25 protein-coding genes are annotated in these 24,588 nt (G+C 72.3%); 17 read left to right on the forward strand and 8 right to left on the reverse strand.

From position 1 onward, the window contains the following. The first annotated feature begins 145 nt into the window (after positions 1-145). Positions 146-700: a DUF2231 domain-containing protein gene (locus Q5425_RS16975; RefSeq protein WP_308673206.1), complete on the forward strand. Its 555-nt coding sequence runs from the start codon at positions 146-148 to the stop codon at positions 698-700. Further along, on the forward strand, positions 697-1,176 hold the full coding sequence (locus tag Q5425_RS16980) for a hypothetical protein (protein WP_308673207.1): 480 nt from the start codon (positions 697-699) through the stop codon (positions 1,174-1,176). The genes Q5425_RS16975 and Q5425_RS16980 overlap by 4 nt, the downstream gene beginning before the upstream one ends. A gap of 6 nt (positions 1,177-1,182) precedes the next feature. Here the strand turns inward: Q5425_RS16980 and Q5425_RS16985 are convergent, their stop codons facing one another. The 4 genes from Q5425_RS16985 to Q5425_RS17000 form a co-directional block, all read right to left on the reverse strand. After that, positions 1,183-2,139 carry a catechol 2,3-dioxygenase gene (locus Q5425_RS16985; protein ID WP_308673208.1) on the reverse strand — a complete coding sequence of 319 codons (957 nt, stop codon included), beginning with the start codon at positions 2,137-2,139 and terminating at the stop codon, positions 1,183-1,185. Between the two features lie 20 nt (positions 2,140-2,159). After that, on the reverse strand, positions 2,160-3,239 hold the full coding sequence (locus Q5425_RS16990) for a 4-oxalomesaconate tautomerase (RefSeq protein ID WP_308673209.1): 1,080 nt from the start codon (positions 3,237-3,239) through the stop codon (positions 2,160-2,162). Next, entirely contained in the window at positions 3,236-3,940 is a 705-nt protein-coding gene (locus Q5425_RS16995; protein ID WP_308673210.1) for a 4-carboxy-4-hydroxy-2-oxoadipate aldolase/oxaloacetate decarboxylase, read from the reverse strand. Before Q5425_RS16995 ends, Q5425_RS16990 begins: the two co-directional genes overlap by 4 nt. A gap of 115 nt (positions 3,941-4,055) precedes the next feature. Further along, the gene (locus Q5425_RS17000; RefSeq protein ID WP_308673211.1) at positions 4,056-4,730 is read right to left on the reverse strand and encodes a GntR family transcriptional regulator; all 675 of its coding nucleotides are present in this window, start codon (positions 4,728-4,730) and stop codon (positions 4,056-4,058) included. A gap of 78 nt (positions 4,731-4,808) precedes the next feature. Between Q5425_RS17000 and Q5425_RS17005 the strand changes: the two genes are divergently transcribed. From Q5425_RS17005 to Q5425_RS17015, 3 genes are read left to right on the forward strand one after another with little or no spacing between them, the layout of a single operon-like run. Beyond that, positions 4,809-5,804: a DUF1932 domain-containing protein gene (locus tag Q5425_RS17005; protein ID WP_308673212.1), complete on the forward strand. Its 996-nt coding sequence runs from the start codon at positions 4,809-4,811 to the stop codon at positions 5,802-5,804. Continuing rightward, positions 5,798-6,238: an MFS transporter gene (locus Q5425_RS17010; RefSeq protein WP_308673213.1), complete on the forward strand. Its 441-nt coding sequence runs from the start codon at positions 5,798-5,800 to the stop codon at positions 6,236-6,238. Before Q5425_RS17005 ends, Q5425_RS17010 begins: the two co-directional genes overlap by 7 nt. Next, positions 6,235-7,332 carry a spore photoproduct lyase family protein gene (locus Q5425_RS17015; RefSeq protein WP_308673214.1) on the forward strand — a complete coding sequence of 366 codons (1,098 nt, stop codon included), beginning with the start codon at positions 6,235-6,237 and terminating at the stop codon, positions 7,330-7,332. The genes Q5425_RS17010 and Q5425_RS17015 overlap by 4 nt, the downstream gene beginning before the upstream one ends. Position 7,333: 1 nt before the next feature. Here Q5425_RS17015 and Q5425_RS17020 read toward each other — a convergent pair whose 3' ends face one another. Genes Q5425_RS17020 through Q5425_RS17030 form a run of 3 tightly spaced genes read right to left on the reverse strand, consistent with a single transcriptional unit; the run spans position 7,334 to position 10,653 of the window. Next, positions 7,334-8,686: an MFS transporter gene (locus tag Q5425_RS17020; RefSeq protein ID WP_308673215.1), complete on the reverse strand. Its 1,353-nt coding sequence runs from the start codon at positions 8,684-8,686 to the stop codon at positions 7,334-7,336. A 30-nt stretch (positions 8,687-8,716) separates the two neighbouring features. Next, entirely contained in the window at positions 8,717-9,631 is a 915-nt protein-coding gene (locus tag Q5425_RS17025; RefSeq protein WP_308673216.1) for an amidohydrolase family protein, read from the reverse strand. After that, positions 9,628-10,653 carry an amidohydrolase family protein gene (locus Q5425_RS17030; protein ID WP_308673217.1) on the reverse strand — a complete coding sequence of 342 codons (1,026 nt, stop codon included), beginning with the start codon at positions 10,651-10,653 and terminating at the stop codon, positions 9,628-9,630. The genes Q5425_RS17025 and Q5425_RS17030 overlap by 4 nt, the downstream gene beginning before the upstream one ends. A 139-nt stretch (positions 10,654-10,792) precedes the next feature. Here Q5425_RS17030 and Q5425_RS17035 point away from each other — a divergent pair, with 139 nt between their 5' ends. From Q5425_RS17035 to Q5425_RS17090, 12 genes are all read left to right on the forward strand, one after another. Next, on the forward strand, positions 10,793-13,090 hold the full coding sequence (locus tag Q5425_RS17035) for a LuxR C-terminal-related transcriptional regulator (protein WP_308673218.1): 2,298 nt from the start codon (positions 10,793-10,795) through the stop codon (positions 13,088-13,090). 86 nt (positions 13,091-13,176) lie between these two features. Next, positions 13,177-13,347 (forward strand): hypothetical protein, encoded by a 171-nt coding sequence (locus Q5425_RS17040; RefSeq protein ID WP_308673219.1) that lies wholly within the window; start codon positions 13,177-13,179, stop codon positions 13,345-13,347. A gap of 370 nt (positions 13,348-13,717) precedes the next feature. Beyond that, positions 13,718-14,458 (forward strand): ArsR family transcriptional regulator, encoded by a 741-nt coding sequence (locus Q5425_RS17045; protein WP_308673220.1) that lies wholly within the window; start codon positions 13,718-13,720, stop codon positions 14,456-14,458. Beyond that, on the forward strand, positions 14,455-14,841 hold the full coding sequence (locus Q5425_RS17050; RefSeq protein WP_308673221.1) for a VOC family protein: 387 nt from the start codon (positions 14,455-14,457) through the stop codon (positions 14,839-14,841). The genes Q5425_RS17045 and Q5425_RS17050 overlap by 4 nt, the downstream gene beginning before the upstream one ends. An 11-nt stretch (positions 14,842-14,852) precedes the next feature. After that, the gene (locus Q5425_RS17055; protein WP_308673222.1) at positions 14,853-15,809 is read left to right on the forward strand and encodes a pyridoxal-phosphate dependent enzyme; all 957 of its coding nucleotides are present in this window, start codon (positions 14,853-14,855) and stop codon (positions 15,807-15,809) included. A gap of 105 nt (positions 15,810-15,914) precedes the next feature. After that, the gene (locus Q5425_RS17060; protein ID WP_308673223.1) at positions 15,915-16,337 is read left to right on the forward strand and encodes an STAS domain-containing protein; all 423 of its coding nucleotides are present in this window, start codon (positions 15,915-15,917) and stop codon (positions 16,335-16,337) included. A gap of 132 nt (positions 16,338-16,469) precedes the next feature. Continuing rightward, positions 16,470-17,636 carry a carbohydrate-binding protein gene (locus Q5425_RS17065; protein ID WP_308673224.1) on the forward strand — a complete coding sequence of 389 codons (1,167 nt, stop codon included), beginning with the start codon at positions 16,470-16,472 and terminating at the stop codon, positions 17,634-17,636. A gap of 99 nt (positions 17,637-17,735) precedes the next feature. Further along, positions 17,736-19,010, forward strand: a complete 1,275-nt coding sequence (locus tag Q5425_RS17070; protein ID WP_308673225.1) for an extracellular solute-binding protein — start codon at positions 17,736-17,738, stop codon at positions 19,008-19,010. Between the two features lie 67 nt (positions 19,011-19,077). Next, positions 19,078-20,016: a sugar ABC transporter permease gene (locus Q5425_RS17075; RefSeq protein WP_308673226.1), complete on the forward strand. Its 939-nt coding sequence runs from the start codon at positions 19,078-19,080 to the stop codon at positions 20,014-20,016. Continuing rightward, positions 20,013-20,831 carry a carbohydrate ABC transporter permease gene (locus tag Q5425_RS17080; RefSeq protein WP_308673227.1) on the forward strand — a complete coding sequence of 273 codons (819 nt, stop codon included), beginning with the start codon at positions 20,013-20,015 and terminating at the stop codon, positions 20,829-20,831. The genes Q5425_RS17075 and Q5425_RS17080 overlap by 4 nt, the downstream gene beginning before the upstream one ends. Continuing rightward, a complete protein-coding gene (locus Q5425_RS17085; protein ID WP_308673228.1) occupies positions 20,831-22,324 on the forward strand; it encodes a beta-N-acetylhexosaminidase in 1,494 nt (497 codons plus the stop codon). The genes Q5425_RS17080 and Q5425_RS17085 overlap by 1 nt, the downstream gene beginning before the upstream one ends. Positions 22,325-22,515: 191 nt before the next feature. Next, on the forward strand, positions 22,516-23,244 hold the full coding sequence (locus Q5425_RS17090; protein ID WP_308673229.1) for a GntR family transcriptional regulator: 729 nt from the start codon (positions 22,516-22,518) through the stop codon (positions 23,242-23,244). A 124-nt stretch (positions 23,245-23,368) separates the two neighbouring features. Here the strand turns inward: Q5425_RS17090 and Q5425_RS17095 are convergent, their stop codons facing one another. Then, the gene (locus tag Q5425_RS17095) at positions 23,369-24,355 is read right to left on the reverse strand and encodes an epimerase (RefSeq protein WP_308673230.1); all 987 of its coding nucleotides are present in this window, start codon (positions 24,353-24,355) and stop codon (positions 23,369-23,371) included. Positions 24,356-24,588 lie beyond the last annotated feature (233 nt).

Genomic DNA, 24,588 nt, shown 5'->3' on the forward strand with positions numbered 1-24,588 from the left:
ATGCTGTTACGCAGAGCGTTGCCCAAGATGCTCACAGTAGTGCGTGCGCGGGCTGTCCACCATCGCCGAAGGTGGGATGGCGGGGCGGATCACCACCTACCGACGCCCGCGGTTGGACCGCGCCCGGCGGGGTAGCCGGGACGGCATGCAGAGAGCCCACCCCAGTGAGACCCCAGCCCCGCCCCACCGTGCGTTGACGGCCGTCGAAGAGGCCGCGGTGCTCGATGCTCCGGCCACCGCCCTCGTGGAAAAGCTGCGCGGTGCGGCCGGGAGCGTGCCCGGCCGGCTGCTGCGCGGCCGCTGGCTGGGGCACCCGCTGCACCCGCTCGTCGTCACCGTGCCGATCGGCGCGTGGCTGTGCTCGGCCCTGTTCGACCTGGTGCCCGGCCAGGAGGAGGCCGCCCGCCGCCTGGTCGCCACCGGCCTGCTCGCCGCGCCGGCCGCGGTGCTGCTCGGCTTGTTCGACTACGCCGACCTCGACGAACGGCAACGCCGCGTCGGGCTCGCCCACGCCGCCGGCAACGCCGTCGCGATCGCCCTCTTCGGTGCTTCCTACACCGCCCGCAAGCGCGGCCAGGTCGCCCGCGGCCGGGTCCTGGGTGCGCTCGGCCTGGCGATGACCAGCGCCGGTGGCGCCCTCGGCGGGCACCTCGCCTACGCGCAGGGCGCGGGCGTCTTCCGCTGGCAGTCCGCCCGATGAGCGGCTACCTGGCCATCTACCTGCGGGACCAGCTGGCCCTCGGCGTGACCTGGCGCGAGCTGGCCCGGCGCGCCCGCGACCACAACCGCGGCACCGACCTCGGCCGGACGCTGACCGAAGTCGCCGACGCGATCGCCGAGGACGTGCGGACCTTCGAAGGGATCATGCGACGGCTGGAGGTCCGGCCGAACCCGGCGAAGGTCGCCGCGGCGGTCGTCGCCGAACGCCTCGGCCGGCTCAAGCTCAACGGCAAGCTGACCGGGTTCTCGCCGCTGAGCCGGTTCTTCGAGCTCGAGGCGCTCGTGATGGGCATCGACGGTAAGAAGACGCTCTGGCACACCCTCGGCGAGATCGCGGGCTTGCAGGAGCGGTTCCCCGACATCGACTTCGCCGCCCTGATCGCCCGCGCCGACGCGCAACGCAACGCGCTCGAACCGTTCCGCCGCAGCACCGGCCAGGCGGCCTTCGCCTCCTGAGCGGGCTCAGGCCAGCGGCGGCGTGCCGTGCGTGTGGAACGACTCGATCGTCTTGAGGCCCCACGCCTGTCCCTTGGCCCGCTCGGCTTCGGTCCAGGTGACCGGCTCCCAGTCGGGGGCGAAGATCAGCCGTCCGGTGGGGTTGCACAGCTCGATGCGGTTGCCGCCGGGTTCGTAGACGTAGAGGAAGAACGTCTGCTGGATCGCGTGCTTGTGCGGCCCGGTTTCGATGTGGACGCCGTTGTCGAGCGCGATGTCGGCCGCGCGCAGGATGTCTTCGCGGGTGTCGGTCGCGAACGCGATGTGGTGCAGCCGCCCGTGCGAACCCGTCCAGTCATCGGTATAGACCAGGTCGTAGGACTTCTGCGCGAAGTGCGTCCACTGCCCCGAAATCACGCCGCTGTCGAGCCGGATCTGCTCGGTCACCCGGCCGCCGAGGACGTCGCAGACGAACCGCCCGTTGGCCTCCGCCTCGCGGGCCAGGTAGTTGACGTGGTCGAGGCGGCGGACGCCGACCCCGCGCCCCGGGTACGCCTGCGCCTGGTTCTTCAGGGCCGGCCGCAGGCCCTCGGGCGGTGCGTAGCGCTCGGTTTCCCAGTAGAGCTCGAGTTCGTGACCGTCCGGGTCGCGGAACAGGTACGTGGCCCCGATCCCGGTGTCGCCGTCGACCCAGCCGACGCCGACCCCGCGCTCCTCCAGCGCGGCCACCCGCCGCTTGAGGGCGTCCTCGCTGGACGTCCGCAGCGCGGTCCGCCCGACGCCGGACGTCTTCGCGGCGGTGAGCTTCAGGCTGTGGTGCTCGTAGTCGTCCCAGGTGCGCAGGTACACCGAGTCGCCGTCGGCGCCGTTCTCGGTCAGGCCGAGCACGCGGACGAAGAAGTCCAGGCTCCGCTCCGGCTCGGCGGTGAACAGCTCGACGTGACCGAGGTGCGCGATCTCGTGGCGCGGCGAGGGATCGGGCAAGGCTGGCTCCTCAAAGCTCCTCAGTGGCGGGGGAAAACGGTGCCGTCGAACAGTTTCCGGGCCGTGCGGATGACCGTCGACCGGCTGACGCGGGGCGGGGTGACCGCGGTGTCGAACTCGATGCCGACCGCGAGCTTGCCGCTCGGGTGCTCGACTTCGACGGGTTCGCCCGCGGGCGGCGCGACGAGCAGTTCGCGGCCCACGGCCCCGTCGAGCAGCAGCGCGGTCACCACGCTCACCGCGCCGAGCACGCCGATCGAGGGGTGCGGCTTGACCGGGATGAACGTGCGGGTGCAGACGGCGCCGCCGTCGCGCGGCGCGGCGACCAGGGTGGTCTTCGGCACCGAACCGCCACCGACGTCACCGAGCCCCATCAGCTTCCCGGCTTCGGTGCGCAGGGCGTCGATCCGCCGGGCGAGCCCGGTGTCGGCGGCGAGCTCTTCGACCGGTTCGTACCCGGTGACGCCGAGGTCGCCGGCGCGGGCCACGACGACCGGCATCCCGTTGTCCACACAGGACACTTCGATGCCGCCGACGTCGTCGCGGACGTGGCCGGTGGGCAGCAGGCTGCCGCACACGGACCCTTCGGTGCCGGTGAAGTCCAGCTCGACCGGCGCGGCCGTGCCGGGCACGCCGGAGATGGCCGTGCCGCCGCGGTAGTCGACTTCGCCGCCGGGCGTGGCGAACGTCGCGACGGCGATCGAGCCGGTGTTGACCAGCCGCACGCGGACGGTGGTGCGCTCCGGCCCGGCGGGGACGAGCCCCCGCTCGACGGCGAACTGCCCGACGCCGGCGAGGAGGTTGCCGCAGGTCTGGCGGTCGGAAACGGTCGCTTCTTCGACACCGACCTGCAGGAAGAGGTAGTCGACGTCGTGGCTCGACTCGGTGGTTTTCGACTCGGGGGCTTTCGAGAGGATGGCGACCTTGCTGGTGACCGGCTGCGCGCCGCCGAGGCCGTCGATCTGGCGCGGGTCGGGGGTGCCCATGATCCGCAGCAGCAGGTCGTCGCGGGCGGCCGGGTCGGCGGGCAGGTCTTCGGCGAGGAAGTACGCGCCCTTCGAGGTTCCGCCGCGCATGAGCATGCAGCGCACGCCGGTCATGCCTGCTCCTTCTCGTACTCCTCGGCGGTGAGGTACCGGACGCCGAGGGCTTCGAGCTTCTCGCGCAGCCCGTAGCGGTCCAGGCCGAGCTGGCCGTTGGCGAAAGCTTCCCGCGCGGCGGCTTCCTTTTCGAGCCGCTGCCGGGCTTTTTCCAATCCGGTTCGGACATCTTCCCGACGGACGCACAGGACGCCGTCGTCGTCGGCGAGGACGGCGTCGCCGGGGCGGACGAGCTGCCCGCCGACGACGACGGGCACGTTGACCGCGCCCGCGGTCGCCTTGACGGTGCCCTGCGCGCTGACCGCCGCCGACCAGACGGGGAAGCCGAGGGCCCGCAGGTCGGCGACGTCGCGGACGCCGGTGGTGGTGATCAGCCCCCGCACCCCGCGGCGGCGCAGGGCGGTGGCGAAGAGCTCGCCGAAGAGGCCGTCGCGGCAGGGCGAAGTGGTGGTGACGACCAGGACGTCGCCGTCGCTGCACTGCTCGACGGCGGCGTGGATCATCAGGTTGTCCCCGGGCCAGCACAGCGCGGTGACGGCGGTGCCGCCGACGCGGGCGCCGTCCTGGATCGGCCGGAGACCGGGATCGAGCAGGCCGGAGCGGCCGAGGGCTTCGTGCACGGTCGCAACGCCGTAGTCCGCCAGCTGCGTGACCTGATCGAGGTCGGCCCGGGGCGGATCGGTGACGATGACGGGCTTCATGCTGTCACCGTACGATCCGGTTGACGAAATTGTCAACAATTTTGGCGGCCAAGTTGGCCGCTGGTTGGGCGCCGGCTTTGACTGGGGTGATGCAAGCCCTCGCCGGCGCGTTGCGTCAGGGGTGCAGCGGGGAAACCTCGGCGTCGGCGGCCTTCAGGGCCTCGATCACGCTGCTCAGGTGCCGCCGCGCGGCCTCGGCGGCTTCGTCCGGGTGGTTCGCGCAGATCGCGTCGATGATCGCCAGGTGCTCCGGGAGCGAGACCTGCGGGCGGCCGGGGCGCATGGCCAGGCGGAACTGGTGGCGGACGCTCTGGCCGCGGAGCCGTTCCAGCACCTGCGCCGCGGTGCGCTGGCCGCTGATTTCGCGGACGCGGCGGTGCAGCCGCTGGTTGAGCCCGGAGTAGCCGACGACGTCCCCGCCCGCCACGGCCATCTGCATCCGTTCGCCGAGTTCGCGCAGCTCGCCGACCTCGGCGTCGGAGATGCGCTCGGCCGCCTTCGCCGCGCACAGCGACTCGAGCATCATCCGGACCTCGGAGATCTCGACGGCCTCCTCCAGGGAAACGGCGCGCACCCGGGCGCCCCGGTTCTGCACCCGCTCGACGAGGCCTTCGTTGGTGAGTTCGATCAGCGCGGCCCGCACCGTGGCGCGGCTGGCCCGGAACTGGGCGGAGAGATCGGCCTCGACCAGCCGCTGGTTAGGCACGAATTCGCCGCGGACGATGGCGTCCCGGACGGCCGCCACCACCGAACGGTCCCCCGGCTGCCGGTCCGCAGCACTCTCGGTCATAACCTCGGCTCCGTCTTTGTTGACAATTTTGTCGAGCACATCGTGTACTCGATCGTAGCTGGCAAGGAGGATTCTGCTATGACCGGAACCATCGCGGTACTCGGACTCGGCGAAGCGGGAGGTGCGCTCGCCCGCGACCTGGCCGCCGCGGGAGCCGTGGTCCGCGGCTACGACCCGGCGATTTCCGCAGCCGAGGCCGCCGGCACCGGCCCGGCAGCGCACGGCACCGCCGGCAGGCGAGCCGAACCCGCCGACGAGCCGCCCGCGCCACCCCGCAGCACCACCACCAGCCCAACCCAACCCGCCGACAAGCCGCCCGCACCACCCCGCAGCACCGCCGCCGGCCGAACCCCACCCGCGAACAGGCCTCCCGCGCCACCCCAGCCCGCCACCGGAGCCGACCTCGGACTCGCCGGCGTCATCATCACCACTTCCGAAGCCGAAGCCGCCCGCGGGGCCGACCTGATCCTCAGCGTCAACAGCGCATCCGCCGCCCTCGAAGCACTTCGAGCCGGACTTCCCACCCTCCACCCGGGCGCCGTCTGGGCCGATCTGAACACCGCCTCCCCCGGCACCAAACGACAACTCGCCACCCTCGCCGCCGAGCACGACGTCCCCTTCGCCGACGTGGCGATCATGGCTCCCGTCCCCGGCCGGGGGCTGCAGGTGCCGATGCTCGCCACCGGGCCCGCCGCGGACACCGCCGCCACGGTCCTCAACGCGCTCGGCGCGGCCGTCGAGACCATGCCCGGCGAGGCCGGGCTCGCCGCCGAACGGAAGCTGCTGCGCAGCGTCTTCTTCAAAGGCATGTCCGCCGCCGTCGTCGAAGCCCTCCAGGCGGCGCGGGCCGCGGGCTGCGAAGACTGGCTGCGAAAGATCGTCGTCGACGAGCTCACCTCGGCCGGGGCCGCCACCGTGGACCGGCTCGTCGACGGCTCGTACCGGCACGCCGTCCGCCGCACCGCCGAGATGGCCGCCGCCGCCGAAATGCTCGGCGAACTCGGCGTGCGAGCCGATGTCGCCGCCGCCGCTCGGGACCAGCTAGCGCGCATAGCTGATTCACAGGATTGTTAACGTCGCGGGCCGCCTCGCCGAGGCGCTTCGGCGCCCGGCCGGTCGCCGTCGTCTGGTTCACGCTCACCGCGGGCGGGGTCGGCCTCCTGGCCGTCCGCATGCCGCTGCCGCTGACCTACGTCGTCGTGTTCCTCACCGGCGCGTGGCTGTTCAGCGCCCAGACCCTGGTCTACGCCGCCGTCGGCGCCCACTACCCCGCCGGCAGCCGCGCCACGGCGCTCGGCTGGGTCGCCGGGGTCGGCCGCTTCGGCGCGGTGTTCGGCCCGTGGCCGGGCGGCGTGCTGGTCGCGAGTGGACTGTCCACACCGGGCTTCGGCGGGTTCGCGGTCGCCGGCCTGCTGGGCGCGGCGATGGTCGCGCTGGTGCGACGGCCGGCACAGGTGACGGCGGGTTCCCCGCGGGTAGACTCGGAGGTCCCGAGACTGCGCAGGTGAACCTCTTCGTGACAGCGACCGACGCGGCCCTCGAACGGGAACGGCTGCTGGCGCCGTCGCGCATCTACGTCGAACCCGCCGCCGCCGCACTCCCCCGCGGGCGCCAGGTGCTCGACCGCTTCCCCGACGCGACGGTCGTCGAGGTGGACAGCCACTGGCGCATCCCCGAGCTGCACGGCGACGAGACCAACGTCCGCCGCTGGGTGCGCATCAAACGCGAAGCCCTCGTGCTGGGGGTCAAGAAGTCGCTGACGGCCCGGCCCAACGGGCGGTCCGCGGACTTCATCGCCCCGTCGACGTCCAACGGCTGCGCGATGGCGTGCGCCTACTGCTACGTCCCCCGCCGCAAGGGCTACTCCAACCCGATCACCGTCTTCGCCAACATCGAGCAGATCACCGGCTACCTGGCCCGTCACATCGCCCGGCAGGGGCCCAAGCCCGAGCCGAACCAGTGCGACCCCGCCGCGTGGGTCTACGACATCGGCGAGAACTCCGACTGCTCGGTCGACGCCCTCGTCAGCGACAACGTCGCCGACCTCGTCGGGCTCTTCGCCGGGCAGCCGACGGCGAAGGCGTCCTTCGCCACCAAGTACGTCCACCACGGGCTGCTGGACCTGGCCCCGCGCGGCCGCACCCGCATCCGGTTCTCCCTGATGCCCGAACGGCCCGCGAAGCTGCTGGACCTGCGCACCACCCCGATCGCCGACCGCCTGCGCGCAATGGACGACTTCGTCGCCGCGGGCTACGAGGTGCACGTCAACTTCAGCCCCGTCGTCGTGTACGACGGCTGGCTCGGCGACTGGGCCGCGCTGCTGCGGGACCTCGGCGACGCCACGAACGACAACACCAAGGCCCAGCTGGCCGCGGAGGTGATCATGCTGACGCACAACCGCGGCCTGCACGAGGTCAACCTGGGCTGGCACCCCAAGGCGGAGCAGGTCCTGTGGCGGCCCGACCTGCAGGAGACCAAGCGCAGCGAGGGCGGGGGCGTGAACGTCCGCTACCGGGCCGGCCACAAGCGGGCCCTGCTGGACGAGCTCCTCGACCTCATCGCCGTCCACGCCCCGTACCTGCGCGTCCGGTACGCGTTCTGAGTCAGACCCCGGCCGGCGCCGCGGCGGTGGTCTGCAGCCGCGCCTGCCGGGTCCGGGGCCCGAAGACCGCCAGCACCACCGCGCCGACCAGCCACGTGCCCGCGATGAAGTAGAAGACGCTCCGGTACCCGCTGCCGTTGTACAGCCCGGCCACGATCAGCGGCCCCACCGCGTTCGACAGCCGCCCCAGGCCGTACGACACGCCGGTGCCGAGCGACCGGCCGCGCGTGTCGAACAGCTCCGGCGAGTACGCGTACCCGAGTGCCGTGTACCCGCGCTCGAACATGTTGACCAGGAAGCCGAACACGACGATCAGGACCGGGTTGAACGTCAGCCCGTACAACAGCCCGCACAGCGCGATCACGGCGCCGAACGCGACCAGGCACCACTTGCGCTCGAAGCGATCGGTGACCAGGGCCGCCAGGTACGACCCCAGCGGCGCGCCGACCGTCGTGAGCGCCACGTAGAACACGGACTTCTCGACGCTGAAGCCCTCCTTGGCCAGCAGCGTCGGCGCCCAGCTCGAGTAACCGAAGAAGCCGATCGTCTGCGTCACCCACAGGACCGTCAGCAGCAACGTCGGCAGCAGGTACCTCTTACGCAGCAGCAGCCGCAGCGGCGCCTTGGTCACCGGCGCCTCGTCGATCGGCGGTGCCGGCTCCGGCAGCGGGCCCTTCTCCGCCGCGACCTGCGCCTCGATCTCCCGCAGCACCACGTCCGCCTTGGCGTGCTCGCCCCGGCTCTCGTACCAGCGGGGCGACTCCTTCAGCCGCCGCGTGAACAGCACGAGCAGGACGCCGAGCGCGCCCCACAGGTAGACCAGCCGCCACGACCAGCCGTTGAGCGGCACGACGGCACTGGCGATCAGGTTGGTCACCGGTGTGCCGCAGATGCCGATCACGATCGCGTAGGCCTGGTACTTGCCGCGGTTCGCCGCGGGGTACAGCTCGTTGACGTAGATCACCGCGACGACGGTCATCGCCGACAGGCCCGCCGAAGTCAGGATCCGGAACGCGCCCAGCGACACGATGTCCCACGAGAACACCGCCGCGAACGAGAAGACGCCGAACCACACGGTCGTCAGCACGAGGGCGTTCTTCCGGCCCCAGCGGTCGGCGATGGTGCTCGCGATGATCGAGCCGAAGAACATGCCGACGAACGACAGCGAGGTCACGTAGGCGACCTGGTTGACCGTCACGCCCCACAGCTTGATCAGCTTGGGCGCGGTGGTGGCGAAGCTGTTGATGTCGGCGAACTCGAAGAAGTAGGCGAACGAGACGGCGAACAGGGTGTACTTGTGGAACCGGCCGATCGGCAGGCGGTTCAGCCGGTTGAGCGCGTTGGCGTGCTGCATTGCATGCCCTTCAAGGGTTTCAGGGGGAGTTCAGGCGGTTTCGCCGGGCCAGTACAGGCGCATCGGGTTGTCGACGAGCAGCTTCCGCTGCCGCTCGGGGGTGTCCGCGATCCGCGGCACGTGGTCGACGAGCAGCCCGTCGTCGGGCATGTGGTGCTTCAGGTTCGGGTGCGGCCAGTCGGTGCCCCACAGCACCCGGTCGGGGAACTCCGCGACGACGCGGCGGGCGAACGGGACGACGTCGGTGTAGGCGTGGCGTTCGCCGTCCAGCGCCGGCGGCCCGGTCACGGTGAGCCGCTCGGGGCAGCTCACCTTCACCCAGACGTCGTGGGTGGCGGCGAAGGAGAGGAACCGGCCGAATTCCGGGCCGTCGACCGGCTTGGTCACGTCGGGACGTCCCAGGTGGTCGATCACCAGCGGCGTGGGCAGCGCCCCGAAGAACGGCTCCAGCTCGGGCAGGTCCGCGGCCTCGAAGTAGAGGACGACGTGCCAGCCGAGCGGGGCGATCTTCTTCGCGATGGCGCTCAGGTCTTCCCGCGGCGACGCGTCGACCAGCCGCTTGACGAAGTTGAACCGCACGCCCCGGACGCCCGCCGCGTCCAGCTCCCGCAGTTCGGCCTCGCCGACGTCGGGCCGGACGGTCGCGACGCCGCGCGCCCGGCCGCCTGCCGCCCGGACGGCGTCGACCATCGCGGAGTTGTCGGCGCCGTGGCAGGTGGCCTGCACGATGACGTTCCGGGCGACGCCGAGGTGGTCGCGCAGCGCGAAGAGCTCGTCCTTGCCCGCGTCGCAGGGCGTGTACTTGCGCTCGGGCGCGAAGGGGAACCCGGCCTGCGGGCCGAACACGTGGCAGTGCGCGTCCACCGCGCCGGGCGGCAGCCGGAACTGCGGGGTGGCCGGTGCGGCGCACCAGTCCAGCCACCCGGGCGTCTTCGGCGCGGTCACCGGCCCTGCCCCTTCAGGAGCGCGTCCAGGCGCGGGTAGACGGCGCGGGCGTTGTGCTCGCGGATCGCCGCCCAGTCCGTTTCGGACAGTTTCGCGGCTTCGGCGTACCGGCGGGTGTCGTCGAAGTGGTGGCCGGTGCGCGGGTCGACGCTGCGGACCGCGCCGATCATCTCCGACGCGAAGAGGATGTTGCGCGCCGGGATGACGTCGAAGAGCAGGTCCGAGCCCGGCTGGTGGTAGACGCAGGTGTCGAAGAAGACGTTGCCCAGCACGTGCTCCTCCAGCTCCGGCTTGCCCAGCGCCATCGCCAGGCCGCGGAACCGGCCCCAGTGGTAGGGCACCGCGCCGCCGCCGTGCGGGATGATCAGCCGCAGCGTGGGGAAGTCGGTGAACAGGTCGCCCTGCACCAGCTGCATGAACGCGGTCGTGTCGGCGTTGAGGTAGTGCGCGCCGGTGGTGTGGAACGCGGGGTTGACGCTGGTGCTGACGTGCACCATCGCCGGGACGTCGTACTCCACCATCTTTTCGTAGATCGGGTACCACGACCGGTCGGTCAGCGGCGGGGCCGTCCAGTGGCCGCCGCTCGGGTCGGGGTTGAGGTTCAGCGCGACGGCGCCGTACTCCTCGACGCAGCGGGTCAGCTCCGGGAGGCAGGTGGCGGGGTCGGCGCCCGGGGACTGCGGGAGCATCGCCGCCGGCGCGAACCGCTCCGGGTAGAGCGTGCTGACGCGGTGGCAGAGCTCGTTGCAGATCGCCGCCCACGCCGACGAGGTCTCGAAGCCGCCGACGTGGTGGGCCATGAAGGAGGCGCGGGGCGAAAAGATCGTCAGGTCGATGCCGCGTTCGTCCATCAGCCGCAGCTGGTTCGGCTCGATGGTTTCGCGCAGTTCGTCGTCGCTGATCCGCAGGTCGGCCCGGACGGGCGCGGGGCAGGCGCCGTCCAGGGCGGCGATCTGCCGGTCGCGCCACGCCGCGAGGGCGGGCGGCGCGATCGTGTAGTGGCCGTGGCAGTCGATGATCAAGGTGGTTCCTCGTCGCTTCGGGTCTCGATAGTCGCACAGTAATCGTCGATGAGATTGTTAACAATATCTACGACGAGGTTGTTACGGCCGTGTTCCCGGCTCGGCTTGAGCCCCGCCCGTCCGGACCTAGACTCTCCGCATGGGTGCGCGTTCCCGCCGAAGCACCGGCAACCTGCCCGCCGAGCTGACCAGCTTCGTCGGCCGGCGGCCGGAGCTCGGCGAGGTGAAGCGCCTGCTGTCGGCGGCCCGGCTGGTCACCCTGACCGGGGCCGGCGGCGTCGGCAAGACGCGGCTGGCGCTCCGGGTCGCCGCCGGCGTGCGCCGGGCCTTCCCGGACGGCGTGTGGCTGGCCGGGCTGGCCGACCTGGGTGATCCCCGCCTGGTGCCGAACACCGTGGCGACGGCGTTCGGCCTGCGCGGCACCAGCGACCAGGCGGCCGGGCTCGCCGAGTACCTCGAAGACAAGCAGCTGCTGCTCGTGCTGGACAACTGCGAGCACGTCGCGGACGAGTGCGCGATGCTGGTCGCGAAGCTGCTCGCGGGCTCCGCCGGTCTCCGGGTACTGGCCACCAGCCGGCACACGCTGCACGTGGAGGGTGAGCACATCCTGCACGTCGAGCCGCTGCCCGTCCCGCCGGCCGAGGACACCGGCGCCGGCCCGGCGGAGGCGGTGACGCTGTTCGCCGAGCGCGCGGCCGCCGTCTCCCCCGGCTTCGAGCTCACCCCGGGCAACCGGGCGGCGGTGAGCCGGATCTGCCGGCGCCTCGAGGGAATTCCCTTGGCCATCGAGCTGGCCGCCGTCCGCGTCCGCGTGCTCTCGGTCGACCAGGTCCTCGAACGGCTCGACGACCGGCTCGGCCTGCTCACTTCGGGACCGCTCGCCCCCCAGCCCCGCCGCCGGACCCTCGAGGCGGCGATCGGCTGGAGCTTCGAGCTGTGCACACCCGCCGAACAGCGGCTGTGGGCGCAGGCGTCGGTGTTCCCCGGCGGCTTCGACCTCGACGCCGCCGAGCAGGTGTGCGCGCCCGGGGAAACCGGCAGCACGCTGGACGTCGTGGCGGGACTGGTGGACAAGTCCGTCCTCAGCCGCCGGAACGGCACCTTCGGCCGGCACGCCTGGTACCGCATGCTGGAGACCGTCCGTGAATACGGCGGCGCCAGGCTGGCCGCGGAGGGCGGCGAGGCCGGCGTGCGGGCCCGGCAGGCCGGGTACTACGCGGACCTCGCGCGGCGCTACCGGGCCGAGGGGTTCGGCCCCCGGCAGTCGGAGTGGCTCGGCCGGCTCCGGCGCGAGCACGCCAACCTCCGGTCCGTGCTGGAACACTGCCTGTCCGGGCCAGGAGCGGGCCGGGCGCTGGACATCGCGGCTTCGCTGTGGAACTTCTGGTACGGCGGCGGCCTCGTGCCGGAGGGGTGCGGGTACCTGCGGCGCGGCCTCGAGCTGTGCGGTGAGCGCACGCCGGTCCGGGCCCGCGGGTTGTACGCGATGGCGTTCCTCGCGATCCAGACCGGCGCGCCGCACGCGGAACTGCTGGCGGAGCTGGCCGAGCTCGCCGAGGAGCTCGACGACGAACGGCTCCGGGCGGGCCACGCGGAGTGCGCCGGCATGGCCACGTTCTTCGCCGGCGACCTGACCGGCGGTGCCGCGCTGCTGGAGCGGGCGCTGGCCGGGTACCGCACGGCCGGTGACGCGCTGCTGGTGTTCGACACGCTGATCCTGCTCGCCGCCGCGCGCTTCTTCCTCGGCGACCCCCGCGGTGCGGCCGCCGCGGAGGAGGCGCTGGCGCTGGCCGACCGGCACGGAGCACGCTGGTCACGGGGCTACGCGTTGTGGGCCGTCGCGATCCACCGCTGGCGGGCGGGCGAGACCCGGGCGGCGGCGCGGCTGCTGCACGAGGCCATTGCCCTGCGGCTGACCGACCGCACGCTGCTCGCGTTCCTCGTCGAGGCCCTCGCGTGGTGCCACTCCGCCGAAGGCGCGCACGACCGGGCCGCCCGGCTGCTCGGGGGCGCCGGCGCGGTCTGGCGGCTCAGCGGCGCCCGCGTCGGCGAAATGAGTCCCTACCAAGGCGTCGACGAGCAGTGCGCGGCACAGGCCCGCAAGGCGCTCGGGAACGAAGCCTTCGAAGCGGCCTTCGCCGAGGCGGCCGGCTCCGGCCTCGACGAGGTCGTCCGGTGCGCCCTCGGCGAGCGGCCGCCCGCGGAAGCGGCGGGCAAGGCCGCGGGCAAAGCGGCGGCCGAACCCGGCGGGCTGACCCGGCGCCAGCGGGAGATCGCCGGGCTGGTGGCGCGGGGCATGAGCAACAAGGAGATCGCGGCCGCTCTCGTCCTCAGCGGACGGACCGTGGAGGGGCACGTCGAGAACATCCTGGTGAAACTCGGCCTCACCTCCCGCACCCAGGTGGCGTCGTGGCTGGCCGGGCCGCCACCCGCGTAGCCATTCGGGTAGTTTCCCCGGTCCGCTCCGGTCCCTTTCGGACGATCCTTTTCCCGCGATCACCCACCACGCGCAAGGAGGACGAGTTGTCCATCGACTCGGTGCCGCAGACCTGTCCCCGGTGCCGGCGCCCGACGGTCCTCATGTCCCACGCCTGGGGCCGCCAGTGGGTGCACGTCGGCACCTGGCGCCCGCAGTGCGGCAACCCGCACTGGGCGGTGCACTCGGCGGGGCACCGGGCCCGCCCGGCCGGATAGGCCGCTTCGGACCAGCCGGACGCGCGTCGCCAACCTCGCGCGGCCCGGCGGAGCGTGGTGGGATCGGGCGATCCCCTCCCCCCAAGACCGCCCGGTCCCACCACGCTCATCCCTTTTGGAGACCACGCGGTGCGGGGGTGGCGGCGGATCAGCTGCCGCCAGGCCGCGCGACCTCCGGCCCTCTTCGCCGGCCCAGCAGCGGGGTCGCCGGGAGGCGATAGTCCGAAAAGGACAGTTCGCGGCTTTCGCCGGGAAATCGCGCGAGACGTGGAGGCCCGCGCCCTTCTCGGCCAGGAGGGGTTCGGCGGGCGGTGGTGCGCGGGGTCGTGACCTCCTTTTCCATCAAATCCATTTGATGTATTGTCCGGGGATGGTCGCCGAGCCGCCCGCTTTCGTCCGCCTGGCCGCCCACCCGCTGCGGTGGTCGCTGCTGACGGCGCTCGCCGGCGGCGACCTGCGGGTCCGGGAACTGGTGGAGCGCGTCGGCGAACCGCAGAACCTGGTCTCCTACCACCTGCGGCTGCTGCGCGTCGGCGGCCTGGTGACCGCCACCCGCAGCAGCTTCGACGGCCGGGACAGCTACTACCACCTCGATCTGGACCACTGTGCGGGCGCGCTGGCCGAAACGGGTGCGGCGCTGCACCCCGCGCTGCGCCCGGAAACCCCGCCGCCGGCCGGGCGGATCGCCGTGCTGTTCGTCTGCACCGGCAACAGCGCCCGCTCCCCGATCGCCGAAGCCCTGCTGCGACGGCGGACCGCCGGGAAGGTGACGGTGACCAGCGCGGGCAGTCACCCGAAAGCCGCCCTGCACCCCGAGGCGGTCCGGGTGCTGGGCGACGAGTTCGGCATCGACATCACCGGGCAGCGGCCGCGGCACCTGGACGCGGTCGCCGGGCAGCGGTTCGACCACGTCATCACGGTGTGCGACAAGGTCCGCGAGGTCTGCCCCGGGTTCCCGCACCGCCCGCGGCGCCGCCACTGGAGCATCCCCGACCCGGCGGCGGCGCGCGATCCCGGCTCGTTCGCCAGGACGGCGGCCGAGCTCGACACACGCGTCCGGCACCTGCTGCCGGATCTCGTCACCACGAAGGACAAGGAGGTCCGGTCGTGAGCGAACAGCACGCCAGTGTCCGGTACGTCGTCGACGACGTACCGGCGGCCGTCGATTTCTACACGACCCACCTGGGGTTCACGGTGCGCATGAGCGCGGGACCGGCGTTCGCCGACGTCGTCCGCGGCCCGCTGCGGCTCCTGCTTTCCGGCCCCGCCAGTTCCGGCGCCCGCGCCACCCCCGCGGACGCCGCGGCGGCCGGGCGCAACCGCATCCACCTGGTGGTCGACGACCTCGACGCCGAGATCGCCCGGCTCACCACCGCGGGGCTGGCCTTCCGCACCGACGTCGTGTCCGGGCCCGGCGGGCGGCAGATCCTCCTGGCGGACCCGGCGGGCAACCTCGTCGAATTGTTCCAGCCCGCGCACCCGAGCAGCCGCTAGGCTGCGGTGCCGTGCCCGGAACCCGCCTCGACCTCGCCCGGATCCAGGCGGCCCGCCGGGTGATCGACCCGGTTTTCCTGGAGACACCGCTCTACCGCTGCGAAGCGCTGGAACCCGCCCTCGGGTGTGCGGTGAGCATCAAGCTCGAGACGGCGAACCCGGTGCGCAGCTTCAAGGCGCGCGGCACCGAAGTCATCGCGAGCCGGCCCGGCTCGCCCGCGGTGGTGTGCGCCAGCGCGGGCAACCTCGGCCAGGCGCTCGCCTGGTCCGGACGCCGCCGGGGGCTCGGCGTCACCGTCGTCGCATCGCGGTACGCGACGACGGCGAAGCTCGAGCGCATCCGCGCGCTGGGTGCCCGGCTGGAACTGGTGGACGGCGACCACGAACTGGCTCGCGAGCGCGCGGCGGCCATCGCCCGGCGCGACGGCATCCGGCTGGTCGAAGACAGCCTGGACCTCGAGACCTGCGAAGGCGCGGCCACTATCGGCCTGGAACTGGTGGACGCCGGGCCGTCGTTCGACGCCGTCCTGATCGCCCTCGGCGGCGGGGCACTGGCCACCGGGGTGGGGCACGTGCTCCGGGCGCGCGCCCCGAGCACCGAGGTGATCTGCGTCCAGCCGCAGGGCGCTCCGGCGATGACGCGCTCCTGGCACGAACGGCGCGTCGTCACCACCGGCCCGACGAACACCATCGCCGACGGGGTCGCCGGGCGGTGTCCCATCCCGGAGGTCCTCGACGACCTGCTCGTGGTCGCCGACGACGCCGTCCTGGTCGGGGAAGCGTCGATCATCGCCGGGGTGCGGCTGCTGTTCGACCACGCCGGGCTGGTCGTCGAGCCGTCGGCGGCGCTGGGCGTCGCGGCGATCCTCGAAGACCCCCGCCGCTTCGCCGGACGGCACGTGGTGACCATCGTGTGCGGCGGCAACGTCGACCCGGCCGCCCACCGCGGCTGGACCCATCCGGCCTGAAGAACTGTTGTGGCCCGCCGGAACCCGGCTTACGCTGGACAGCCTGCACGGTTCAACCCCGAGCCATCCCCTGTCCCCCGTCGCGCGGGAGGGTGGTTCCCGACCATGCACCCGGCCGATCCTCCGCATCCGGGGCGGCTGACCGTCTCGCGGTCCCACGGCGATCCCGCCGTCGTGGCGCTGGACGGGGAACTCGACAGCGAAACCGTGCTGCTCATGGCCCGCGCCATCGCGCAGAGCCTGGCGCAGGATCCGGTGCCCGAGGTCGTCGTGCTCGACCTCGCCGGGGTCACCGCGCTGGCCGCCGCCGGGCTGCGGGTCCTGCTGCACGCCCGCGACCACGTCGCCCGCTGCCGGAGCTCGCTGCGGATCACCACGCCGCGGCACCCGGAAGCGCGGCGGACACTGCAATCGTCCCGGCCGTACGCCACCTTCGACGTCTACGCCGATCGCCGTGCCGCGCTCGACGCGGGTGACCGGCACTCCTTCCTGGAGCTCGTTCACCGGCTGTGGGCCACGGGCGGCTGAGCCGCCGAAATTACCAAAGGTAATTTCTGCCGCCTTCTTGACTTTACCAATGGTCAAGAGGAAGGTACTGGCCACCTGATTCGTCTAGACCAATCGGCGCTCCCCGCGGTACGGCATCCCAGGAGGAGACCCATGTCCCGCACCACCCGCACCACCACAGCAGCTTTGACGAGCCTCGCGACCGTGGCCGCCACGGCCCTGATCCTCTCCGGCGGGGCCGACGCCAGCCCGGCCGCCGCGGCGGCCGGCTGCGGCGTGCTCTTCGACGACTTCCACTACGCCTCGCCCACCGATTCCGCCTTCGGCGGAGCCGGCTGGACCACGCGCAACGACGTCGGCAGCCCCGGCGTGGCCGGCGCGCGCTGGCTCACGAGCAACATCAGCTTCCCGGCCGTGAACGGCGAACGCGTCGCCCAGCTCACCGCCACCACCGACGGCAGCGCGGCGGGCACGACACACGCCGAGCTGTACCAGAACCAGTTGCGGTTCTTCGAAGGCACGTACGCCAGCCGCGTCCGCTTCACCGACGCGCCCGACAGCGGCAGCGACGGGGACCACGTCAACGAAACCTACTTCACGATCTCCCCGCTGCGGTACGACCGCGACCCGCTCTACAGCGAACTCGACTTTTCCGAGTACCTGCCCAACGGCGGCTGGGGCGGTTCCCAGGCGAACTACCAGACCAGCTGGTACACCTACTGGAACAACCCGACGTGGGACGGCCTGCGCACGTCCACCGCGCAGAACCGCAGCATGGCCGGCTGGCACGACATCGTCACCCAGGTTTCCGGCGGGCACGTGAAGTACTACATCGACGGCGTGCTCACCGCGGACCACACGACCGACGCCCAGGGCAACCCGGTCTACCCGCGCACGCCGATGTCGATCAACTACAACATGTGGTTCATCGACACGGCCGGGCACACGAGCGGGAACAGCGTCTACACCGAACAGGTCGACTGGACCTACTACGCGGGCAACCAGGTCGTTTCGCCGTCCGACGCCGTCGCGCAAGCGGGTCGGTACCGCTCGAGCGGAACGTCCCATGTGGACTCGGTCAGCGGCTGCACCACACCGACCACCCCGCCGCGGACGACCACCACCCCGACGACGCCGACGACCCCCACCACGCCGTCCCAGCCCGCCGACTGCTCGACGGCGCCGGCCTGGGACCGGGGCACCGTGTACCTCGGCGGCCAGCGGGTGAAGCACAACACCCACCTCTGGCAGGCGAACTGGTGGACCCAGGGCTCCGAGCCGGGGCTCACCGCCCAGTGGGCCGACCTCGGCCACTGCTGACCCTCCCGCAGCCCGTCGTGAGTGGTAATGCGGGTTAGAACCCGCGTTACCACTCACGACCGCCGCGCCACCTCCACCCTCACGCCTTCGGGAAACCCCATGCGCAGACGCACCCTCGCCGCCGCACTGGCCGTCGCCGCCGTGACCGCCGTCGCCTGCGGCACCGACACACCCGCTCCCGCCGCCCACGGCGGTGAGCTGACCGTCTGGCTGATGAACGGCGACCTCAGCGACAAGGCCACCGCGGCGATCAACGCCGCGTTCGAGAAGGCCACCGGCGCCAAGGTCACCGTGCAGATCCAGGAATGGGACAACATCAACACCAAGATCAGCACCGCGCTGGCCCAGGACAACACGCCGGACGTCATCGAAATCGGCAACACGAACGTCCCGCTGTTCGCCGCCAACGGCGCGCTGACCGACCTCACCCCGCACCGCGACGAGCTCGCCGCGGGCCAGACCTGGCTGCCCGGCCTCGCCGGTCCGGCCACTGTGGACGGAAAGCTCTACGCCGCGCCGCTGTTCGCCGGCAACCGCGCGGTGATCTACGACAAGCAGGTCTGGGCCGACGCCGGCGTCACCTCGCCGCCGAAGACGTTCCCCGAGCTCACCGCGGCGCTCGACAAGATCAAGGCTAAGCACCCCGCGCCGGACTATTCGGTCTTCCACTTCCCCGGCCGGTACTGGTTCGGCGCGCTGCAGTTCGTCTGGGACGCCGGCGGGCAGATCGCCACGCAGCAGGACGGGAAGTGGACCGGTGCCCTCGGAAGCCCCGAGGCGCAGAAGGGGTTGCAGGCGTGGAAGGACTTCCAGAACGCCTACTCCTCCGCCGCGTCCCGCAACGTCGACACGAAGGCACCGGACCAGGCGGCGATCTTCTCCGCCGGCGGCGCGGCGGCCATCCTCGACACGAGCGTCAACACCGTGCTGAAGAACAAGCCCGAGCTGAAGGACCGCCTGGGCACGTTCCCCTTCCCGAGCACCACCCCCGGGAAGACGCAACCGGTGTTCCTCGGCGGCTCGGACCTGGCCGTCGCGGCCAAGAGCCGTCACCAGGACCTCGCACTGGCCTACCTCAAGACGGCGGCCGACCCGGCCGTGCAGCGCGACGCGATCGCCGGCCTCGACGGCTGGACCCCGGTCTCGACCGAGCTGATCGACCGGATCACGCCCACCCTGCCGCCGCTCAACGCGGCCTTCGCCACCGCGGCGAAGACCAGCGTCGCCACCCCGGCCGCACCCGGCTGGGCGACCATCGAAAGCGACAAGTCCATCAACGCGTTCTTCGCCGACATCGCCACCGGGCGACGGCCGGTCGCCGAGGCCGCCCGGGAATTCGACGCCCACCTGTCCGAGGCGCTGGGCGCCCGCTGACCGGCGGGGTGGCCCGGCCGACCAACGAGCGCCCAGCCACCCCGCCCCTGTTCGTGAAGGAGTCCCCGTGCTGCTGGAGAAAGCGCCGCCGCGCGCCAGGGAACGAACGGCGGCGTCCCGCCGTGGTTCGCTGCTGCCCTACGGCCTGCTCCTGCCCGCGGCCGCGTTGCTCGGGCTCGTGCTCGGCTACCCGCTCGTCCGGCTGGTCGTGATTTCGCTGCAGGAGTACGGCCTGCGGTCGCTGTTCACCGGCAAGACGGGTTTCGCCGGCTGGGACAACTACGCCGCCGTCCTCGGCGATCCCCAGCTGCTGCCGGTCCTCGCGCGCAGCGTCGGGTTCTGCGCCGCGCTGGTGGCCGGGACGCTCGTGATCGGTTCCGGCGTCGCGCTGCTGCTGCGGCGCCTGGGCCGCGGGATGCGCACGGCGGTCACCCTGTGCCTGATCGCGGCGTGGGCCCTGCCGAACGTGGCGTCCACCCTGGTCTGGCAGTGGCTCTTCCAGCCCGGGTACGGCGTGGTGAACTGGCTGCTGACCCGGCTCGGCTTCAGCGACCTCACCCAGCACGACTGGACGACGACCCCGGCGTCGGCGTTCACCCTGGTCTGGCTGCTCGTGGTGTGGCAGTCGGTCCCGTTCGTCGCGCTCACCCTGCACGCCGGCCTCTCCCAGATCCCGCGGTCCTACTACGAAGCCGCGGCGCTGGACGGCGCCGGGCCGTGGCGGGTGCACCGCACGATCACCCTCCCGTTCCTGCAGCCGATCCTCGGCCTGGTCACCATCCTCTCGGTCATCTGGGACTTCACCGTGTTCAACCAGATCTGGATCCTCACCCAGGGCGGCCCGGGCGGCGGCACGACGACCCTGGGCATCTGGACGTTCACCCGCGCCTTCAGCCGCAACGACTTCGGCCAGGGCGCGGCGATCGCCGTCGTCTCCGTCGTGCTGCTCGTCGGGCTGACCGCGGTGTACGTGCGGCGGCTCGTCCGCGCCGGGGAGGACCTGTGATCCGGCGGATCGGCCGGAACACCGCGGCCGCCCTCTTCTGCCTCGTGTGGATCTTCCCCGTCTACTGGATGGTGCTCACGGCGTTCAAGCCCGCGGGCAAGATCCTCAACCCCACCCCGGAGTTCCTGCCCTTCGACGTCACGCTGGAGAACTTCGCCGGCGCACTCGCCAAGCCCGGGTTCGTCCAGGACCTCGTCAACAGCGTCGTGGTCGTCGTCGCGGTCGTCGTCCTGTCCATCGTGGTCGCGTTCCTGGCCGCGACGGCGTTGACCCGCTTCCGGTTCTTCGGGCGCCGGAGCTTCCTCATCGGCGTGCTGGTGCTGCAGATGGTGCCGGTGCCCGCGCTGGTCATCCCGCTGTTCCTCGGCCTCAAGAGCGCGCACCTGCTCGACACGCTGCCCGGGCTCGTCCTGACCTACGTGGCGCTCGTGCTGCCGTTCACGATCTGGACGTTGCGCGGCTTCCTGCACGGCATCCCGGTCGAGCTCGAAGAAGCCGCGATGGTCGACGGCGCGACGCGCGGACGCGTCATGCGCTCGGTCCTGCTGCCGCTCGTGCTGCCCGGGCTGATCGCGACCAGCGTGTTCGCCTTCATCACCGCGTGGAACGACTTCCTGTTCGCCTACGTGATCATGAAGGACAGCTCGGGCTACACGCTGCCGGTCTGGCTGGTCTCGTTCAGCACCAGCACGGGCACCGACTACGGCGGCCTCATCGCCGCGTCGACGCTGTTCGCGCTGCCCGTCGTCGTCTTCTTCGCGCTGGTGCAGCGCCACCTGGTCGAAGGCATGACCGCGGGCGCGGTGAAGGGCTGATGCTGATCCCCCACCCCGCGCGGCTCACGCGCCGCGCCGGTTCCTGCGTGCCCACCGGAATCCTGGCGGGCCCGGGCACCCGCGGCCCGGCCCGGCTGCTCGCCGCGTACACCGGCCTCCCGCTGGTCTCAGGCGGACCCGTCATCCGGCTCGCGCGGAAACCGGGGCTCGGGCCGGAGGAGTACACCCTCGAGGTCACCCCCGACCGCGCGCTGCTCACCGCGTCCACGGACGCGGGCCTGCTGGCCGGCGTGCAGACGATCCGCCAGCTGGCCCCGCGGCTACCGTGCCTGACGATCCGCGACGCGCCGCGGCTGCCGTGGCGCGGGGTGCTGCTCGACGTCGCCCGGCACTTCATGCCGCTGGACTTCCTCCGCGAGTTCGTCGACCTCCTGGCGCTGCACAAGTACAACGTCCTGCACCTGCACCTCACCGACGACCAGGGCTGGCGGATCGAGATCGGCGGGTGGCCCCGGCTCACCGAGGTCGGGGCCTGGCGCACGGAGTCGATGGTCGGACCAGCGGGCAGCGGCGTCTTCGACGGCGTCCCCCACGGCGGCTCGTACACCCAGCGGGAGCTGCGCGAGCTGGTCCGGTTCGCCGCCGAGCGCGGGGTGCGGATCGTGCCGGAGATCGACCTGCCCGGGCACGTCCGCGCGGCGCTGGCCGCCTACCCTTCGCTCGGCAACCGGCCGGAAACGCCGTTGCCGGTGTGGACGGAGTGGGGCATCAGCCCGGACATCCTCGGCGTCCACGACGGCGCGTTCGCCTTCTGCCGCGACGTCCTCACCCAGGTCGCCGACGTCTTCCCGGCGCCGTACCTGCACATCGGCGGCGACGAATGCCCGACGGTGCAATGGGAAACCAGCCCCCTCGCGCGCGAAAAGGCCACGCGGCTGGGGTTGCGCACCACCGCCGAACTGCACCCGTGGTTCCTCGGCAAGCTGCACCGCGTGGTCGCCGGGCTCGGCAGGCAGGCGGTCTGCTGGGACGAAACCGGGCACGCCGCGGGACGGCTGCCCGCGGACCTGATCGTCACGGCCTGGCGCGACGCCGCCCACGGCGCGCTCGCCGTCGCCCGCGGCCACCGGGTGATCATGGCCCCGCACACCTCGACCTACTTCGACTACCGCCAGAGCGAGGACCCCGGCGAGCCACCCCGCGAGCCCGTGACGACCCTGGAAGACGTCTACCGCTTCGACCCCCTGGCGGGCGGGCTGCCGATCGCCGACGGGACCGGGCCCGGCATCCTGGGCACCCAGGCCCAGCTGTGGACCGAGCACGCCCCGACGCCCGACCACGTGCGCCACCTGGCGTTCCCGCGGCTGTGCGCGCTGGCCGAGCGGGCGTGGTCGCCGCCGGGCCGCGGTTATGCTGACTTCCACCAGCGCCTGACCGGACACCTCGGCCGGCTCCGGGCGCTGGGTGCCCTGCCGAAGGAGCGAGTCCGGTTCGCCGGCGCGCTCGGAGTACCCGGGAAGACGGTGCCTTGACCGCTGTGCCATCCGGGGCTTCGCCCCAAGCCGGGGACTCCGCCACCCGGAACCCCCGAAAAGAAGCTGTGACATCCGGGGCTTCGCCCCAAGCCGGGGACTCCGCCACCCGGAACCCCCGAAAAGAAGCTGTGACATCCGGGGCTTCGCCCCAGGCCGGGGGCTCCGCCACCCGGAACCCCCGAAAAGAAGTGGGCGAGCTGACGGACCGGCCGCCCACAGTGAAGCGCGACCGCGTCCGCCGGCACCTCCTGAAGGTGATCGAGAACGCCGACCCGGGCACCGGGCTCGCCTCCGAACGGGACCTGGCGACCGAGCTGGGCGTCTCCCGCCCGACCGTCCGCGCGGCCATCGACGAGCTGACCCGCACCGGGCTGCTGGTGCGCCAGCGCGGCCGCGGCACGTTCACCAGCCCGCAGAAGGTCACCCAGGAACTGGCGACCGGGCTCGCGGTGCCGCCGGCGGAAGGCCACTGGACCAGCCGGGTGGTCGCGTTCGCGGTGTCCCCCGCCGCCCGGACCCTGGCCGGGGAGCTGGAACTCGAGCCGGGCACGCCGGTGCTGCGGATCACCCGGGTCCGGTACGTCGACGACGAACCGATCGCGATCGAACGCCTCGCGCTGCCCGCCGGCCTGGTCCCCGGCCTGCGGCCGGCGGACCTGGAGGCGGGCAACTTCTACCGGCTGCTGCGGGAACGCTTCGGGATCGCCGTGCACGACGCGGTCCAGACGATCGAGCCCGCGGTCACCAACCCCGAGCAGGCCGAGCTCCTGGAAATCGCGGTGTACGCCCCGATCCTGCACATCGAGCGGCTCACCCGCGACGGAGGAGGCCGGATCGTCGAACTGACCCGCTCGGTCTACCGCGGCGACCGCTACCGCATCACGTCGAAACTCCGCTTCGACGCCGAATCCGGTTAGCAGCCGAGGCCGGATCCCCAGCGCCCCGAGTGCGTTGAACCGGCACTGCGGCGCGAAGCGCCTCCGTTGAGGGTGGTGGCGGGGGCATGGATGGAGCAACCGAGGCCACCTTGGGGCGGTGCCGTCAGCCGAGGGCGTCGAGCAACTCGCGCTCGCGGTGCGCGCTGAGGCCCGCGCGCCGATCCCGGTCCAGCCCCTGCTCGCGCTCCCAGCGCAGCGTGTCCGCCAGCAGCTCCGTCCGGGGCCGGTGCCGGAGCCCGGCGGCGCGCGCCGCGGACCCGTCCCGGGCCGACCACCCTTCCCAGCCCGGCTCGACCAGCCACATCGCCAGCGATTCGGGCCCCATGTACTCGGCCACGCCCTGGGCGAGCAGCCACTCGGCCCCGGCGGTGACCACCGGACCGGTGTGCCCGCCGGCGGCGCGGGACAGCTCGATCCACTCCCCGAACGGAACGACCGGGCCGACCGCGTCGTAAGTGCCGGTGGTGCCCGTCTCCGCGGAGTCGAGCAGCCAGGCGGTGAGGTCACGCACGTCGACCACCTGGGTGGGCACGGCCGGGGTGCCGGGGACCAGCATCGGCCCCCGCGGATCACGGGCCGCGCGGGCGGCCCAGTAGCCGGAGCGCCCGGTGTGATCGCCCGGACCGCCGATGAGCCCGGCCCGCGCGATGAGGAGGCGGTCGCCCACCGCGGCCGTCGACGCCTGCTCGCAGGCGACCTTCGCCTCGCCGTACACCTCGCGGTCGGCCTCGCCCCGGTCGGTCGGGGCGAGCAGGGCCGCGGATTCGTCGGCTCCCGGGGTGGCGTGCGAGGCGTAGACGTTGCCGGACGAGACGTATACCCAGTGCCCGGCCTTGCCACCCAGCGCGTCGAGCGCTCCGCGAACGAAACCGGGCTGCCACGACACCTCGACGACCGCGTCCCACACCCGGCCGAGCAGGGGGTCGTACGCCGACAGCAGGCGCCGGTCGGCGGCGATGAGGGTCGCTCCGTCCGCGGCTTCTCCGCTCTCGCCGCGCGCGAGGCAGGTCACCCGGTGGCCGCGTTCGATCGCCTGCCGCGACAGCTCCCGGCCCACCCACGCCGTTCCGCCCAGAACCAAGATCTCCATACCGGCACCCAAGCACCAAGATCACCGCCAGACCAGCGAATTCGCTCACAGCTGATGACGGGCCGCAGATCGGGCATTCGGTTAATAAATCTTCGGCCACGTCGGAAATGCGCTTTCTTAGCCCACCCTCGTTACCCGAACGAGTGAACGGGGACAGCATTCGGGTGACAACGACGCCGAAACCCGCTTGTCACGGCAGGTGCCCACCGCGGCAGATGGCCCAACAATTGCGC

Origin of the sequence: Amycolatopsis sp. A133, from assembly GCF_031082405.1 — a bacterium.
GTDB lineage: Bacteria > Actinomycetota > Actinomycetes > Mycobacteriales > Pseudonocardiaceae > Amycolatopsis.